The organism is bacterium (assembly GCA_040753555.1).
Lineage (GTDB): Bacteria > UBA9089 > UBA9088 > UBA9088 > UBA9088 > JBFLYE01.
Genome location: JBFMDZ010000038.1, coordinates 1 through 15,767 on the forward strand (window position 1 = coordinate 1; position 15,767 = coordinate 15,767).

At 35.2% G+C, this 15,767-nt stretch carries 18 protein-coding genes, 1 tRNA gene and 2 pseudogenes; 17 read left to right on the forward strand and 4 right to left on the reverse strand.

Features of this window, described 5'->3' with window-relative positions:
• Positions 1-130: 130 nt before the first annotated feature.
• From AB1630_04815 to rny, 4 genes are all read right to left on the reverse strand, one after another.
• Positions 131-994 (reverse strand): T9SS type A sorting domain-containing protein, encoded by an 864-nt coding sequence (locus AB1630_04815; protein ID MEW6103125.1) that lies wholly within the window; start codon positions 992-994, stop codon positions 131-133.
• Between the two features lie 72 nt (positions 995-1,066).
• The gene (locus AB1630_04820; GenBank protein ID MEW6103126.1) at positions 1,067-1,426 is read right to left on the reverse strand and encodes a hypothetical protein; all 360 of its coding nucleotides are present in this window, start codon (positions 1,424-1,426) and stop codon (positions 1,067-1,069) included.
• Between the two features lie 7 nt (positions 1,427-1,433).
• Entirely contained in the window at positions 1,434-1,931 is a 498-nt protein-coding gene (gene scpB / locus AB1630_04825) for an SMC-Scp complex subunit ScpB (protein MEW6103127.1), read from the reverse strand.
• A gap of 13 nt (positions 1,932-1,944) precedes the next feature.
• Positions 1,945-3,492: a ribonuclease Y gene (gene rny, locus AB1630_04830; GenBank protein ID MEW6103128.1), complete on the reverse strand. Its 1,548-nt coding sequence runs from the start codon at positions 3,490-3,492 to the stop codon at positions 1,945-1,947.
• A 231-nt stretch (positions 3,493-3,723) separates the two neighbouring features.
• Here rny and bioA point away from each other — a divergent pair, with 231 nt between their 5' ends.
• The 17 genes and pseudogenes from bioA (at position 3,724) to AB1630_04915 (ending at position 15,662) form a co-directional block, all read left to right on the forward strand.
• Positions 3,724-5,064, forward strand: coding sequence for an adenosylmethionine--8-amino-7-oxononanoate transaminase (bioA, locus tag AB1630_04835; GenBank protein MEW6103129.1), 1,341 nt, complete (start codon positions 3,724-3,726; stop codon positions 5,062-5,064).
• A 24-nt stretch (positions 5,065-5,088) separates the two neighbouring features.
• Complete coding sequence (locus AB1630_04840) at positions 5,089-5,994, forward strand: hypothetical protein (protein ID MEW6103130.1); 906 nt, start codon at positions 5,089-5,091, stop codon at positions 5,992-5,994.
• Positions 5,991-7,244 carry a hypothetical protein gene (locus AB1630_04845; protein MEW6103131.1) on the forward strand — a complete coding sequence of 418 codons (1,254 nt, stop codon included), beginning with the start codon at positions 5,991-5,993 and terminating at the stop codon, positions 7,242-7,244. Before AB1630_04840 ends, AB1630_04845 begins: the two co-directional genes overlap by 4 nt.
• Positions 7,245-8,222 carry a hypothetical protein gene (locus tag AB1630_04850; GenBank protein MEW6103132.1) on the forward strand — a complete coding sequence of 326 codons (978 nt, stop codon included), beginning with the start codon at positions 7,245-7,247 and terminating at the stop codon, positions 8,220-8,222.
• The gene (gene rsmD, locus AB1630_04855) at positions 8,198-8,713 is read left to right on the forward strand and encodes a 16S rRNA (guanine(966)-N(2))-methyltransferase RsmD (GenBank protein ID MEW6103133.1); all 516 of its coding nucleotides are present in this window, start codon (positions 8,198-8,200) and stop codon (positions 8,711-8,713) included. The genes AB1630_04850 and rsmD overlap by 25 nt, the downstream gene beginning before the upstream one ends.
• Positions 8,691-9,410, forward strand: a complete 720-nt coding sequence (locus AB1630_04860; protein ID MEW6103134.1) for an AAA family ATPase — start codon at positions 8,691-8,693, stop codon at positions 9,408-9,410. The genes rsmD and AB1630_04860 overlap by 23 nt, the downstream gene beginning before the upstream one ends.
• A gap of 134 nt (positions 9,411-9,544) precedes the next feature.
• A complete protein-coding gene (locus AB1630_04865) occupies positions 9,545-9,973 on the forward strand; it encodes a DUF5618 family protein (protein ID MEW6103135.1) in 429 nt (142 codons plus the stop codon).
• A gap of 163 nt (positions 9,974-10,136) precedes the next feature.
• Positions 10,137-10,370, forward strand: a complete 234-nt coding sequence (locus AB1630_04870) for a DUF4258 domain-containing protein (protein ID MEW6103136.1) — start codon at positions 10,137-10,139, stop codon at positions 10,368-10,370.
• Position 10,371: 1 nt separating this feature from the next.
• Complete coding sequence (locus AB1630_04875; protein ID MEW6103137.1) at positions 10,372-10,596, forward strand: DUF2283 domain-containing protein; 225 nt, start codon at positions 10,372-10,374, stop codon at positions 10,594-10,596.
• A gap of 174 nt (positions 10,597-10,770) precedes the next feature.
• Positions 10,771-10,926: pseudogene (locus AB1630_04880) on the forward strand (hypothetical protein).
• 43 nt (positions 10,927-10,969) lie between these two features.
• Entirely contained in the window at positions 10,970-11,392 is a 423-nt protein-coding gene (locus AB1630_04885) for a hypothetical protein (protein ID MEW6103138.1), read from the forward strand.
• 623 nt (positions 11,393-12,015) lie between these two features.
• Positions 12,016-12,225, forward strand: a complete 210-nt coding sequence (locus AB1630_04890) for a type II toxin-antitoxin system RelE/ParE family toxin (protein ID MEW6103139.1) — start codon at positions 12,016-12,018, stop codon at positions 12,223-12,225.
• Positions 12,222-12,368 (forward strand): annotated as a pseudogene (locus AB1630_04895) (transcriptional regulator). The gene AB1630_04890 and the pseudogene AB1630_04895 overlap by 4 nt, the downstream one beginning before the upstream one ends.
• 83 nt (positions 12,369-12,451) lie before the next feature.
• On the forward strand, positions 12,452-13,342 hold the full coding sequence (locus tag AB1630_04900) for a dihydroorotate dehydrogenase (protein ID MEW6103140.1): 891 nt from the start codon (positions 12,452-12,454) through the stop codon (positions 13,340-13,342).
• Between the two features lie 181 nt (positions 13,343-13,523).
• Positions 13,524-13,595 (forward strand) — tRNA-Glu (locus AB1630_04905).
• Between the two features lie 221 nt (positions 13,596-13,816).
• Positions 13,817-14,545, forward strand: a complete 729-nt coding sequence (locus tag AB1630_04910; GenBank protein ID MEW6103141.1) for a dihydroorotate dehydrogenase electron transfer subunit — start codon at positions 13,817-13,819, stop codon at positions 14,543-14,545.
• A complete protein-coding gene (locus AB1630_04915) occupies positions 14,535-15,662 on the forward strand; it encodes a glycosyltransferase family 9 protein (GenBank protein ID MEW6103142.1) in 1,128 nt (375 codons plus the stop codon). The genes AB1630_04910 and AB1630_04915 overlap by 11 nt, the downstream gene beginning before the upstream one ends.
• Positions 15,663-15,767 lie beyond the last annotated feature (105 nt).

Consider the following 15,767-nt stretch of genomic DNA (forward strand, 5'->3'; position numbering starts at 1 on the left):
CATCAGACCTTTTTCTTATTTTGGTCTATTGTCTTAAGGTCTGTAGTCTGTGGTCTGCTTAAGGTTTGCAAAAGATAAGCCAATGTTCGCAATTAAGACAGATTTAGTTAAAAAGGTGAGTAGTTACCAATTATTTTATAACCCCAAGCTTGCCATAAGACTTGTTTCCCTCTTTGTCAGCTACCATAAAAATATAAACCCCTGAGGCTACATTTTCAATATCCCAATATATCCTTCCTATGTTCTGAGAGTCTAATAAATATTTTATATTTTCTCCCTTGATGTTGTAAATATAAACCTCTCCTCCCCTTTCTACTTCAAAGAATACCCTCTTTGTTTGATTTAAATTTATTGGATTTGGAAAAACCTTACCTTTTGTGATATGGGAGATTAAAAATTCTATTCTAAAGCCTGATAAGCTTCCATTAAAGTATCTTAAGGATGGATTTGTGTAATCATCTAAAAGAGAATTCCCTGTTGAGCCTGGGAATGGGTCGCCTGAATCTCCTAAATTTCCTCCATCTGCTTGGAGAATGGCAAGGTTGGTAAGATTATTCAAAAGTCCTTGATAGTGCCAAACAAGAAATCCCCTGCCAGGAAGACCAGCTTCATCCCTCTTTTCAACCAGGAAGCATTCTACGCCAAGAATTCCAAGCTGATAAACAGGGTGGTTTAATCTTGGGTTAATGGCTATTGTTGTCGCAATTGTTGAATCTGTCCATCCAAGGTTAATCCTGGAATATGGATCTGGCCAGGCTGGATAATCACCCTGACCATTATAGCACCCTATATCCATTAAAGACCAAGGTCCAGCATTGGGATTCATATCAGGCAATCCAAGCTGATGGGCAAACTCATGACACCATACACCAAAGGCTGATATCCCAAAATTCTCTATCTCGGGGATGACTGAAATTGTTCCAAAATTTCGGGAATAAATTTGATCAAAGTCGTTTATTGTCGTTTCCTCTCCAGCTTGTGAATGGAGAATCATAATTGCATGATAAGGAGAAAAATCAATCCCACTTATTGCTATTGCATCATTCTTTAGGTTTGTTAAGTCTTCCTACTTTCCCTTGCCATAATAACCCATTGTCTCTGTTAAAGCAAAGGTTGTTGTAATGCTGCAAGAAAGGGCTAATTTTCCATAGGAAACATTCTGGTAATAGGTATTCATTCTTTCTGCAAGATTTTTAAAATAATCGCTATCCTTTGTGAATTTAACATCCGAAAACTCTATCCTTAAAAATATTACTGAAATCGTTCCAGATGGAGGAAGTGCCTTTGTTTCTATCCTTTTTTCTTCACATTGTTTTCTATTATAAAGGCTTGGAGCAGAGAACAAAAGGGATGGAATAAGAAGGCACAAAGGCACAAAGGCACAAAGGCACAAAGTTTGTAAAAATCCACATTCTAAATTCCGCATTTCGCAATCATTCTATCTTTGGAAGGGCTGATATATCAGGAAGGCCTGTGCTTAAAAGGAATTTCTTTGTTGTCCTGTAGAGAAATGGATTTCCCGGAGCTTTCTTTACTCCAGCTATCTCAACAAATTCGCAATCAAGAAGGCTATGTATCGCACCAGATGAATCTACGCCCCTTATTCTCTCTATCTCTTGCTTTGTTATGGGCTGATTATAGGCAATAATGGCTAATGTAACAAGGGCTTGCTTTGACAATTTTGTTTTCTTGGAAGGAGAAAGCTTTTCTATCCAGGGGAAAAATTCTTTTTTTGTCTGAAATTTCCATCCACCGGCGATATTTGTAAGCTCAATAGCCCTATCTTTAAAATCCTCTTTTAATTCATAAATTGCGGATTTTATAATATCCTCTTTCTTTTCAAGGATTTTTGCAAGCATCTTTTCTGATAAGGAGTTTTCTTGCGAGAATATCAATGCCTCAATTATGGACTTTGTTTTAGTGTCTTCCATACACTATACACTTTTATTTCGCATATTCCACAGCCCTGATTTCGCGGATTACATTTACCTTTACTAATCCAGGGTATTCAAGCTCTTCCTGTATCTTCTTTGCTATATCCTTTGCCAAACCAAAGGTTTTTACATCATCTATCTCCTCTGATTTAACAATAACCCTCATCTCCCTTCCTGCCTGGATAGCATAAGCCTTTTCTACGCCGGAAAAGCTATTTGCTACCTCTTCCAGCTTTTCAAGCCTCTTTATATATGCCTCAATAGTATCCCTTCTAGCCCCTGGCCTAGAAGCAGAGACAGCATCAGCAGCTTGAACAAGAACAGCCTCAATGCTTTTAAAAGGAAAATGTCCATGGTGAGCAACAACAGCATTGATAAGAAGCTCGTCTTCCCCTGCCTGCTTTAAAATCCCTTCTGCTATTTCAATATGGGAGCCCTCTTCTTTTGAAGGAACAGCCTTTCCAATGTCATGAAGAAGGGAGGCTCTTTTAACAAGCCTCAAATCCTTTATCCCAAGCTCAGAAGCCATTATAGAGGCTATATGAACGACCTCAATGCTATGCTGTAAAACATTTTGGCCATAGCTTGTTCTATACTTAAGCCTTCCAAGCAATTCCATCTCCCTTGGTGTAAGATTATGAATCCCAAGGCTTAAGGCAACAGATTTAGCCTCTTCCTTCATTATTCCCTCTATCTCCTCCTTTACCCTACCTACTACTTCCTCTATTCTTCCTGGGTGGATTCTTCCATCAGCTATTAGCCTTTCCAGAGAAACCCTTGCTATCTCCCTTCTTACAGGATCAAAAGATGAAATGGTAACAACATCAGGCGTATCATCAATAATTACCTCTGTCCCTGTTACCAATTCAAATGTTTTAATATTCCTTCCCTCCCTTCCAATAACCCTTCCCTTCATATCCTCTGATGAGAGAGAAACCGTGGAGATGGTATTTTCTGCAACATAGGAAGAGGCAAGCCTACCAATTGATTCTGCTAATATTTCGCAAGCCTTCCTTTCCGCCTCTTCCCTTGTTTCATCTTCTACTTTCTTTATTATCTTTGCCGATTCATACCTTGCCTCCTGCTCCACCTCAGCAATAAGCATCTTTTTTACCTCATCAATGCTCATATTGGAAATTTCTTCAAGCTTCTTAAGCTCTTCTTTTTTTGTCTCTTGAATTTCTGTCTCCCTTTTCTTTAAATTTTCCTCTTCCCTTTTTAGCCTTTCTTCCTGCCTTCTTATTCCATCCTGCCTTCTATCAAGATCCTGCTCCCTCCTTTTTACCCTTTCTTCTTGCCTTGTAAGATTTGCCTTCTCCCTTTTATTTTCCTTTTCAAGCTCAATTCTTTCTTTATGGAGCGTCTCTTTTGCCTCTAATTGTAGCTTTTCCTTTAGAGAAATAGACTCTTTTTTTGCATCCTCTATTATCCTTTCTGCCTCTTTCTGCGCCTCTTTTTTTGTTATTTTCTCATAAGCCTTCCTTATAATGTATCCAATTAAAATTCCCAATAAAGATGCAGATATAGCAATAATGATGTAGATATAAATGCTATTCATAATTGTTGAACCTCCTTTAAAAAAATTTAGGGTTCAAAGGCAGGAAATTTGTATGCGTTTAGTGAGCTTTGTTTAACAAAATTTAATAAAATATCACTAAACACTAAACTTTCAACTTTAAACATATATATAAATTTTTTATCTTCTTTCATTGCCTTTAAAACCTATCTTTAGTATAATCTATTTTTATCTTTAAGTCAAACTAATTTTCTAATGGGATTGTCGGATACAATGAACTTAATTGAAAATGACCTAAAATACATCTGGCATCCATATACACAGATGAAGGATTGTGAAGAGCTTCCTCCCATATTGATAGAAAGGGCAGAAGGTGTAAAGCTCTATGATATTTCTGGAAATGTCTATTATGATACAATTGCAAGCTGGTGGTGTAATGTCCATGGACATTGCCATCCCAGAATAATCTCTGCAATTAAGGAGCAAATTGAGAAATTAGACCATATTCTATTTGCAGGATTTACCCATAAAAATGCCATTGCTCTTGCCGAAAGGCTTATCTTGATTACACCAAAAAGCCTTACAAAGGTTTTCTTTTCAGATAATGGCTCAACATCAATTGAGACAGCCCTTAAAATGTCGTTTAAATATTGGAAAAATTTAGGCTGTAAAGAGAAAAGCTCATTTTTATCCCTTGATTTGGGCTACCATGGAGATACAATGGGTGCGATGAGCATCTCAAATGTATTTAATAGTGCATTCAAATCCTTGCTTTTTAGCTCATACAGGGCAAAATCGCCATATTGCTATAGATGCCCAAATGGACTAACAAGGGAATCCTGCAATATTTCTTGTATTGGCTCTATGGAAAAAATCCTGGAACAAAAAGCATCCAAAATATGTGGGGTAATTATTGAGCCATTGGTATTGGGAGCAGGTGGAATTATAGTCTACCCAAAGGAATATCTGGAAATGATAGAAAATCTTTGCAAAAAATACAATGTTCATCTCATTTTAGATGAGGTTGCAACAGGATTTGGAAGGACAGGAAAGATGTTTGCTTCTGATTATGTCAATATCTCTCCTGATTTCCTTTGCCTTTCAAAGGGAATAACCTCTGGATGGCTTCCATTAGGAGCAACCCTGACAACAAATGAGATTTATCAGGCATTCTATGGGGATTACAAAAAGACCTTTTTTCATGGCCATACATACACAGCAAACCCTATATCAACAAGAATTGCCCTAGAAAGCCTTAAAATTTTTGAGGAAGAAAAGACATTACAAAGAATAGAAAATATAATTCCTCAATTCCACAAAAATTTAGAAAGGTTTAGAAACCTTTCCCTTGTTGGCGATGTAAGGTTCATTGGGCTAATTGGTGCTTTTGAGCTTGTTTCTGACAAGAAAACAAAAAAACCATTTCCTTCTAATAAAAGAATAGGGTTTGAGGTTTATAAAAAAGGGCTTGAAAATGGTCTTATCTTAAGACCATTAGGGAATATCGTCTATCTTTTTTTACCCTTATCCATAAAAGAGGAGGAACTTAATGATGTTCTGGATAGAACTTATTCTGTTTTGTCCGAAAGCAAGAAATTTATTGACAAATCTTAAGGTGTTAAGGTAAAATTAAAGTAAATGAAAAATTTAAGTTTTTTCTTTATCTGCCTGTTGATCGTTGGGTGTAAAGAAAAAATGCCCGAATATAAACAGCCAACAAGGGTTTTAACCCAGATTACATATTCCGACGGAATGAATACCTTTCCTTGTTTATTTACTGAAAGATGGCTGGCATTTTCCTCAAATCTATTAGGAAATTTTGATATATACATAAAAGACAATAAAGAAAATACCTTGATACAAAGGACGCAGGGAGAAGAAAATGAACTTTTTCCTGCATTCTCAAAGGATGGCCAAAAAATTGCATTTTCATCAAATAGATTTGGTAGCTATGACATCTTTATCATTGATGCATTTAAAAGCGGCAATATCCAGCAAATTACATTTGACAATGGCTCTAATGAAGTATCACCTGATTTTTCTCCTGATGGAAAGATGCTTGTTTTCTGTAAGCTATTCTCAGGCAAAGGCATTATTTCCCTTGTTGACCTTAAAACAGGGTTAATAACAGAGCTAGTATCCGGGCTATACCCTAAATTTTCACCAAAGGGGGATAAAATAGTATTTCAAAAGGATGGCAAGATTTGGATGCTTGAGATGTCCACCTATCTTTTAAAAGAGATTGTCCAATACGACAATCTTTCTTGTCTTTCTCCGCAATTCTCACCTGATGGAAGAAAAATTGTCTATGTAACAGGAAGCAAGGAAACAGGATGCGAAGAATTTTTAGGCCTTTGTAAATACACCCCAATTGACATTAGGATAATAAACATAGATGGAACAGGTGATACCAAGATTACAGAGGACATAGGACCAGATGGATTTCCTGTATGGTCACAAGACAATTACATATATTTTTCCTCCCTCAGAAATGGCAAGAATAATTTTAACATTAACATCTTTAGGATAGCGGCTGAAGAATGAAAAACAGAAAACAGAAGACAAGAAACAAAAATTTTCCTCTTATTTCTTATTTCTTACTTCTTATTACTTCTTACTTTCTAATGGGTTGTGAGGAGCCTTATGAAGAGCCATCTAATTTCATTTCGCCTCCTTTAACAAGGATTACAGATGATAAAGCAATTGATAATTTCTGTAGCGTCTCGCCAAATGGCAAATGTATAGCATTTTCGGGAAACAAGGAGGGAAACTTTGACCTCTATATTAAAGATATAAATGAGAAGGCAATAATTCAGAGGACATTTGGAAAAGAAGATGATTTATGGCCCTGCTTTTCTCCAGATGGCTCTAAAATGTGTTTTTCATCAAATAGGTTTGGTAGCTTTGATATTTTTGTAATTGATACCTTGAAGGGTGGTGAAATAACCCAGATTACATTTGATAAGGACAAAAATGAGATTTTTCCCTCATTTTCTTGTGATGGAGGTAAAATTATCTTTACATCTTTGAAAGAAGATAAAAATCCTGTCATAATGGCTATTTCCCTAAAAACAGGCTTAATTACAGAGATAACAAAAGGGTTCTTTGCAAGGTTCTCACCAGATGGAGAAAGGATGATTTTTAATAGGCAAAATGGAGAGGATATAGATATATGGATGATAGATATAGATGGAGGTAATTGCAGACTTATTTTCCACAATGAAGAATTTAATTGCCTATTTCCATCCCTCTCTCCCTCTGGAGAAAGGATGGTTTATAGCGGTTGCACAAAGGGAAAGATGAAATTTGGATACAAAACAATTGGTGGTATAAAGAATTTGAAAATGGATATAAGGTCTGTTGATATTGGGGGAAGAAATGATATAAAGATAACAGGGGATTGTGGCGTTTGCCTCTTTCCCTTCTGGTCAAGTGATGGCTTTATTTATTTCTCATCATTAAGGAATGGTAATGTTGATATATTTAGGGTTTCTACTCCTTCTGAGATAGTTCACGCTCCACCCACAGACCACATTCCAGAGATTACAGTTTCCATTCCAGAAGAAAAGCAAAAGGCAAAAAAGGTCTTTCCAAAACCAAAAGAGGTAGAACCAGAGAAATACGTTGTAATAACAAGGGATAATGTAACAATCTGGTCATACCCTGGAAAGAATGTTATTACAAAGCTAGATAAGGGAACAAAGCTTATTGCTATTTCCTCCAAGAAATGGTATATAAAGGTTTTGCTTCCCGATGGAAGGACAGGCTGGGTTTCTTCTTTCTTTGTAGAATAATTGATAAAGGACATATTTTCTACAGCCATAGGAAGCTTTCCACATAAAGATATAGAAAAGGCTATTTCCCTTTCTTTATCCCTTGATATTCCTGTTTGGCCACAGCTTCCAAAGGCTTCCTGGCGTGAGAATATGTATTGCCAATTTAGCGAATGCCTTCCTTGTGTCCAATATGATAGTGTAAAAAGGGAAATCTATTTTTCGCTTTCAAACATAGAGGATGAGCTTACAAGGTTTTATGAGAAATTTTTAGAGCAAGACCTTGAATATTTTAAAATATCAAAGGAATTTTCTTGTGGCTTTTATTCCTTCCTTGATGCAAAGCCATATTCTTCCTACATAAAGGGTCAAATTACAGGCCCTATAAGCTTTGGTCTTTCTGTTTATGATGAAAATGGAAAGCCTATTATCTATCACAAAGGGCTATTTGATGCCATTATCTCTGGTTTATTGCAAAAGGCATTATGGCAGAATGAGAGATTAAAGAAATTTGGCACACCTATTATTTTTATTGATGAACCATACCTTGCAAGCTTTGGTTCATCTGTTATCCCTATTTCAAGGGATGATGTGATTACCTGGCTTTCCAAAATAATAGACCCCCTTAAAGAAAAAGGTATAATTACAGGTATCCATTGCTGTGGAAACACGGATTGGTCTATCTTATTAGGATTGGATATTGATATTCTGAATTTTGATGCATATAATTTTAAGGATAGCCTTTTTCTTTATAAGGATTTGCTCTATGAATTTATAAAAGAAAGAATTCTTGCTTGGGGCATTGTTCCTGCATCGGATGAGGTTTTAAACAATAATGAAAAAACGCTTAAGGAAAGGCTTAATTTTGCTATTTCTCAAAATGGATTTTTGATAACGCCATCCTGTGGGTTAGGCTCATTGGATGAGGAGTTAGCCGAAAAAGCCATTGGGCTTACTATATCTTTAACTAAACTATGCAAATCCCAAAGCCAGGAATAAAAACCAGGCCAATCCTTGCGAAGGTTAAAAAATCCCTATTTTCGTCACTACAAGATAGGCTAAACGGTACATATTTCCTTGACCTTTATGCAGGAACAGGCTCTTGTGGGATTACAGCTTTATCAAAAAAGGCAAGCTATTGTGTCTTTGTGGAAAGGGATAAAACCCAGGCAAGTAAGATAAGAGAGGCATTAGAGAATCTCAAAATGGATAATGCAAGGGTCATTACAGCAAATGTTTTTTCTTTGAGGCTGAAAGAGGCATTTGACATCATATTCCTTGGTCCACCATACAAAGATTTTCTTGTAAATAAAACAATTTATCTAATAGATAAAAAAGCCCTCTTAAAAGATAATGGAATAATCATAGCCCAGCATCATAAGAAAGAGGAAGTAGAAAAAAAGATTGGCAATTTAATTTTAGAAAGGCAGAAATCCTTTGGCGAAACAATGCTTTCTTTTTACAAAAATGAAAATAGCAATATCGGGTAAGGGTGGTTCGGGAAAGACAACCATTGCATCTTGTCTTGCCCATATTTATGCAGAAAAAAACAGGGTTTTGGCAATTGATTGCGACCCAGATTCTGACCTTGCTTTAGCTTTGGGTATTCCAAGGGATGAGGCTTTAAAAATAAAACCATTATCCTCAATGAAGGATTTAATAGAAGAGCGTGTTGGGAAGGAGGGATTTTTCAGGCTAAACCCAGATGTTTCTGATATTATTGATAAAATAGCTATAAAGATTGGAAATATAAGGCTTATCGTAATGGGAGGAGTAAAGAAGGAGGGGTGTTTTTGCCCAGAAAATAGGTTTTTAAGGGAAATAATTTCAAGGGTTCTTTTGGAAGATGCTATTGTTATTATGGATATGGAGGCAGGGATTGAACACCTTTCAAGGCAAACAGCAAAGGGCTGTAATGTTTTATTGATTGTTATAGAGCCAGGTATAAGAAGCATAAAATCAGCAGAAACAATAAAAGAATTGGCATTGGGTCTTGGGATTAAAAATATAATGGCAATTGCAAACAAAATAAGAGATGACGATGATTTAAGAATAATTAAGGAAAATTTGGGTAATCTTCCCCTTTGCGGCAAGGTTTCATACAACGAAGCCCTAATTTTCCAGGATAGAACTAATGGAGGGCTATCCAGGGATATTATAGATGAGGTTCGTGCTATACTGAAATAAAATTGGTTTTTTTTGCTTTAAACAATAGCTCATATACAGGAAGGTTTTTGAAAAAGTATTTGGAAAAATGAAAATTTTTCTTGACGAAATCTAATTTATTAGGGTAAATTTTTTGTATCTACTAAAGGGTAAAAATGGCTAAAAAGGTTTTTCTCAAACCAAAAAACCCAGAGAGTGCATTTTCCAATGCCAAGAGATATTTTACAAATGCCAAGGAGACATTATCAAAATCTCCTATTGAATATGACCGCTACAAGGATGAAAAATATGTAAAGGAGGCATCAGCAATGGGCTATGTAGCAGCACTTTCAGCAATAGATGGCTATCTTCTAAAAATAGGCACACCAAAAGATAAGCTTCCAACAAAAATTGAGGAATATGAAAAATCCTTGCATAAAATTCCACACAATGGTAAACTAATTTCTGCAATGGCTAATGTCTACGAAAACCTTCATATCTTTGGTTATTACCAGGGTGGAGTTAATACAGATATGATAAAGGCAGGATTTAAGAATGCAAAATTTATCATTGAAACCCTGTCAAAAGGAAAAACCAATGGCTAAAAAATTTACAATGAATAAAGAAAGGTGTAGTTCAGAGAGAGAGAGAGAGGAATAAGACCACTTTTAACTGCTTTTGGAGTAACTATTCAGAGTGTAATAAAAGAAAAAACGAAAAATATTGACTTTAAGAAAAAGGATTGTATAAAATAGTCTTAAAATATAAATGGATTGGAAATGGACAGAGCATATCAAAATCCAGTTGGGGGAGAGAAAAATATCAAAGGAATTGGTAGAGATGGCAATCAATAATCCCGATGAAATTGTAGATGAAGGGATAAACCGAAAGGTCTATCAAAAGATAATAGGGGATAAACTTATTAGGGTAGTAACAGAGGAAACTACTCTTATAACAGCATATCTTACAAAAAAGATAAGAAAGTATTATAAAAGGGGGTAAAATGAGGATACATTATTCACAGGATGCTGATGCCCTTTATATCAGGTTAAAAGAGACTGACATAGAAAACACAGACGAAATAAATAAAGATATTATTATGGATTATGATGAAGGTGGTAATATTGTAGGGATTGAGATATTATCTGCCTCAAAGAAAGCAGATATTCACCAGGTTTTTATTCAAGCCTTTGAAAAGGTGATGGTAGAGAACCCTTGTCCTGTCTAATAATGAAGTAAACTTATGAGCTTTCTTTGCAAACTTCTTTGAAAAACTTAAAACTAATTGCTCAAGGGTCTTATCTCAAGGGGGTCCATCTTTTCTCCTTAACTCTTCCTAAGCCCTTCGACCTAGATCATTTTTTAGTTTTGCATTTTTAGTTTTAAATTTTTAGTTTTTATTATGGAGGTCATAAAAACAGCCGATTACATCATTGACCTAGGCCCAGAGGGAGGGGATGAGGGTGGCTATGTTGTCGCTGCTGGTATTCCGGAGGAGATAATCTCAACAAAGGCTTCATATACAGGAAAGTTTTTAAAAAAGTATTTGGAAAAATGAAAATTTCTTGATGAAAAATGCTTTGTGTAGATAAAATTTTAAAATGATGCAAAAGATACATTTTGCAATTCTAGGATTTTTCTTTCTTGGGCTGTTTAGCAATGGCTTTTCACAAGATGTTACCAACAGACAGATTTTAGAGAAGCTGGAGAAGCTGGAAATAAGAATGGAAAGGGTGGAGGGAAAGATAAATAATATGGATGTAAGAATTACCAGGCTGGAGGAAGGACAGAAAAGTATTCAGAGGCAGATAGATGATTTAAGGGGTCTTCTTTATGTAATTTTGGCTGGTATGTTTGGATTGATTGGTTTTGTTTTATGGGATAGAAGGACAGCCCTTGCCCCTGCTGTAAAGAGGGTAGAGGCTTTGGAAAAGAAAGAAGAATCTCTTGAGAAAGCACTCAAAGAATTTGCCCTGAAGAAGCCAAGGCTTGCGGAGGCATTTAGGTATGCAGGCATTTCATAGAAAAAGAAAAAGGATTATATTAGAGAGAGGATAAGACACTTTTAACTGCTTTTGGAATAAATAACAAAGCATCTTTGTTGCAAAAAAGGAATTGACGGAGAAAATGCTTATTGTGTCTATAATACCATGGGATTTGGGTTCTTAGAATCAGTTTATGAGAAAGGTTGAAGTAAAGCGAAAGGTGAGGGAAACTGCCTAAACAGGAAAACCCAATCCCGTTAATCCTGTTCATCCTGTCAAAAATAGAACTGAATAGATACCAAAGATTAAGGTTTTTTTACTAAAACTTATGAGCAAAAATTCTTAATACTGAACTTTTGCAACATATACGGAATTATTTACACCAATGAGGGAGCTATTCTCTAAAAAAACTCAAAAGTCAAAACTAGAAAACTCAAAACTACAAATCAAAAATCAATTTGTCTAAAGTTCCTATATAAAAGGTTTAAAGGTAATAGAAAGGATAAATTTTTAAAGCTTGACAAGGGTTAACATACAGGTTAACATAGTATTATGAGAAAAAGTATTATCTTTTATAAAACCAGGGATGGGAAATGTCCAATACAAGATTTTCTTGATTCTCTGCCAGGAAAGGTTGTCCAAAAGTATGGGTGTTAAGTCTATTGGAAGATTTAGATTTTGTTCCATCCTCATATTTTAAGAAACTAAAAGAGGATATTTGGGAAGTAAGAATTACATTTGGTTCAAATGCCTATCGCATATTTTGTTTTCTTGTAGAGAATTCTGTGGTTGTGCTAACCCATGGGGTTCTAAAATCCGAAATAGAAACAAAGGCTTATAAAAGAGATTTTTTAAACAGGAGGTTAGAATGAGTGATTTAAAAAGATATATAAGGGAAAGGAAGAAAAGGGATAAAGAATTTGCCAGGGGGTTTGAAGAGGGTTATGAGCAATTTAAGATTGGAATAATCCTTCGTCAAGCACGCGAGTCTGCAGGGTTAACACAGGAAGAATTGTGAACAGACTAAAAACCAAAAAGATGACTGTGATTGTGATATAAATAGGAGGAATGAAAATAGAAGAGATGAATATATACGAGATAGAGCTATCTGTTAAGATAGGGAATATTACCCTAAAAAACCCTGTTATCCCTGCATCAGGGACATTTGGAATAGAATACGAAGATATAGTCCCCATTGATAAACTTGGTGCAATAATTACAAAGGGAATAACCCTGAAGCCAAAAGAGGGAAATAAGCCTCCAAGGATATTTGAGACAAGATTTGGTCTTTTAAATAGCATAGGCCTTGAGAATCCAGGGATAGATGTATTTTTAAAGGAGACCCTTCCAAGGCTTAAAAGATATAACATCCCCATTATTGCAAATATTGCAGGAGAATCTATAGAGGAGTATGAGGAGCTTGCTAAAATCCTTAACAAGGAGGTTTCTGGGCTTGAGGTAAATATATCCTGTCCAAATGTAGCTAAGGGGGGGATTGAGTTTGGACAAGAGCCAGATGTTGTGTTCTCTTTGGTTTCAAAAATAAGAAAAGCAACAAATCTTACAATAATTGTAAAGCTTACGCCGAATGTCTCTTTTATAAAACCTATTGCAAAGGCTTGCGAAGATAGTGGTGCTGATGCTATTTCCCTTATCAATACAATAAAAGGCTTGGCGATAGATGTTGAAAAACAAAAGCCTGTGATATTTGGAGGTCTTTCTGGCCCTTGCATAAAGCCTGTTGCCTTAAGGATGGTCTGGGAGGCTTATAATTCTGTTTCAATTCCTATAATTGGCATTGGTGGGATAAGTAATACAGGGGATGCTATTGAGTTCTTCCTGGCAGGTGCATCCTGCATCCAGATTGGAACAGCAAATTTTATTGACCCCTTGTCTTGTATAAAAATAATAGATGGGATAAGGGATTATATGATAGAGAAAAAAATTCCCAATATGGATTTCTTTAAAAAAAGAAGGGATGAATTTTAAGGAAGGGGAGAATATCCTTTTTCTTTTTTCATCCCTTCTAATTAAGTATAATTGAATATTTCCCATTTTTCAGTGCCTCCAAGCACACTTTTGAAAGAATCTGTATTTTGCTTTGCCAAAAATCAAACATTTTCTTTTTTTGATATTTTTGGTATAATATCAAAGGATTATTAATTACAATGTCCCCATCGACTAGCGGTTAGGTCACGGGCCTTTCAAGCCCGTAGCACGGGTTCAAATCCCGTTGGGGACATAAAAAATTCGTATGTGTTTAGCTTTATAAAAGAAGGAACCACGAATGGACACGAATGAAACACGAATTGACACAAATTACAAAAAAATTATTCGTGTTTATTAGTGTTCTTATTAGTGCTAATTTGTGGTTAATTCAAAGGGTTCTAAAGAGAAGCTAAACATATACAAAAATTCAAAAGTCAAAATGCAAAATTGAGGTAAAATTTATTAAAATGCAAGATGCAATTATTTAAGGCAAAGATTGGATATTGCAAAGAGATTGCTCCCTCCTATTTCAAAATGGCCATCTTGGCAGATATAGAAGCAAACCCTGGTCAATTCTTTCATATCAAATGTGCAAATGATAATACCTTTAGATTGAGAAGACCATTTTCCCTCCATAGAAAATTAGAAGATGGATTTGAAATTTTATTTGAAAAAAAAGGCTTTGGAACAGAATTTTTAAGTAATCTTAAAAGGGGTGATATTTTGGATATTATAGGTCCTTGTGGAAATGGGTTTAAAATTATGAAGAAACAATCCATCATTATTGGCGGAGGTATAGGAATTGCTCCACTTTTTGAGCTTGCTTTAAGATGTAGAAATCCCAAAATTCTTATTGGTGCAAAGACAAAAGACTCCCTTCTGTGTGTTGATGATTTTAGAAAATGTAAAATTGAGCCTCTAGTTTCAACCGATGATGGAAGCCTTGGTTATCATGGTTTTATCACAGACCTTTTTTTAGACTCTATAGACTCTATAGACTTTATCTTATACGCTTGTGGTCCTTCAAAAATGCTTGATAGTGTTATAAAAATAGCAAAAGAAAAGAATATTCCCTGTCAGATTTCTGTTGAAAGCATCATTGCTTGTGGTGTTGGTGCCTGCCTTGGCTGTGCTTATAAGACAAAAAATGGCTATAAAAAGGTATGCAAGGACGGACCTGTTTTTGATGTAAGTGAATTATAATATAAAACAAGATTGCCGATATTTCAAAGGTGATATACCCTGCTTTTTCCATAAAGAACAAGGTGTTCATTGTAAAACCTGTAAGCATTATTCTCCAATAAAATTTAAGATATTGATAATTAAGCTTGATGCACCAGGTGATGTCTTAAGGACAACCTGTATCTTACAGGGGCTAAAGGAAAAATATCCAAATTCTTATATTACATGGATAACAAAAAGGAATTCATTTGAATTATTCAAGAATAACCATTATATTGATTGCCTCTTGGATGTATCGCTTTTGTCTTATATCAAGCTTAAATCAGAAGGCTATGATGTGCTTTTATCCCTTGATTCTTCTCCATTAGGTGCTCAAATAGCAACCTTGGCTTGTGCAAAAGAAAAATTGGGATTTGGATATGATAATAAAGGCTTTGTCTATCCCTTTAATAAAGAGGCAGAGGAATGGTATGAAATGGGAATTTTTGATGATGTAAAAAGGGCGAATTCAAGGACATATCAGGAGATTATACTGGATATCTGTAAATTAAAGCCTTATTCTTATGAGATTATCTTTAGTTTAGAGAGACAAGAAAGGGAATTTGCTCTATCCTTTGCAAAAAAGAATAACCTTTCTGGCTTAATTATTGGCTTAAATACAGGGGCAGGAGGAAGGTGGAAGAATAAGAAATGGACAAGGGATGGTTTTATTGGGCTTATCAATCTTATTGAGAAAAATATAGAAAATTCAAAAATTCTCCTCTTGGGTGGACTTAAGGAAGTAGAGAGAAATAGGTATCTAAAGGAAATGTGTCCTAATGTAATTGATACAGGTTGTGATAATACAATAAGGGAATTTGGGGCATTGGTATCCCTTTGTGATATTCTTATAACAGGAGACACCCTTTGCCTTCATATAGCTTGTGCTTTAGAAAAAAAGATTGTTGCCTTATTCGGTCCTACATCATATAATGAGATTGATCTTTATAATAGGGGTAAAAAGGTTTATCCAAAAATAGATTGTTTATGTTGCTACAAAAATGATTGTAATGTATCTCCAAATTGTATGGAGCTTATAAAACCAGATGATGTCTTTCTGGAAATTTTATCACTAATAAAAACTGGAACTTACCCATAAGTTTGTAGAAACAAATCCTGCCTAGGTTTTTAACACTTTATTTTATTCAAAAAGAGAAAAACTAAAATTTTATCTTTAAAAAAAAGGAAAAAATGCCGATATATT

What these genes read in the sequence shown, in the direction of transcription:
- AB1630_04815 (MEW6103125.1), bottom strand. Translation starts at nt 994, where the DNA reads ATGATTCTCCATTCACAAGCTGGAGAGGAAACGACAATAAACGACTTT.
- AB1630_04820 (MEW6103126.1), bottom strand. Translation starts at nt 1,426, where the DNA reads ATGCGGAATTTAGAATGTGGATTTTTACAAACTTTGTGCCTTTGTGCC.
- scpB (MEW6103127.1), bottom strand. Translation starts at nt 1,931, where the DNA reads ATGGAAGACACTAAAACAAAGTCCATAATTGAGGCATTGATATTCTCG.
- rny (MEW6103128.1), bottom strand. Translation starts at nt 3,492, where the DNA reads ATGAATAGCATTTATATCTACATCATTATTGCTATATCTGCATCTTTA.
- bioA (MEW6103129.1), top strand. Translation starts at nt 3,724, where the DNA reads ATGAACTTAATTGAAAATGACCTAAAATACATCTGGCATCCATATACA.
- AB1630_04840 (MEW6103130.1), top strand. Translation starts at nt 5,089, where the DNA reads ATGAAAAATTTAAGTTTTTTCTTTATCTGCCTGTTGATCGTTGGGTGT.
- AB1630_04845 (MEW6103131.1), top strand. Translation starts at nt 5,991, where the DNA reads ATGAAAAACAGAAAACAGAAGACAAGAAACAAAAATTTTCCTCTTATT.
- rsmD (MEW6103133.1), top strand. Translation starts at nt 8,198, where the DNA reads ATGCAAATCCCAAAGCCAGGAATAAAAACCAGGCCAATCCTTGCGAAG.
- AB1630_04860 (MEW6103134.1), top strand. Translation starts at nt 8,691, where the DNA reads ATGAAAATAGCAATATCGGGTAAGGGTGGTTCGGGAAAGACAACCATT.
- AB1630_04865 (MEW6103135.1), top strand. Translation starts at nt 9,545, where the DNA reads ATGGCTAAAAAGGTTTTTCTCAAACCAAAAAACCCAGAGAGTGCATTT.
- AB1630_04870 (MEW6103136.1), top strand. Translation starts at nt 10,137, where the DNA reads ATGGATTGGAAATGGACAGAGCATATCAAAATCCAGTTGGGGGAGAGA.
- AB1630_04875 (MEW6103137.1), top strand. Translation starts at nt 10,372, where the DNA reads ATGAGGATACATTATTCACAGGATGCTGATGCCCTTTATATCAGGTTA.
- AB1630_04885 (MEW6103138.1), top strand. Translation starts at nt 10,970, where the DNA reads ATGATGCAAAAGATACATTTTGCAATTCTAGGATTTTTCTTTCTTGGG.
- AB1630_04910 (MEW6103141.1), top strand. Translation starts at nt 13,817, where the DNA reads ATGCAATTATTTAAGGCAAAGATTGGATATTGCAAAGAGATTGCTCCC.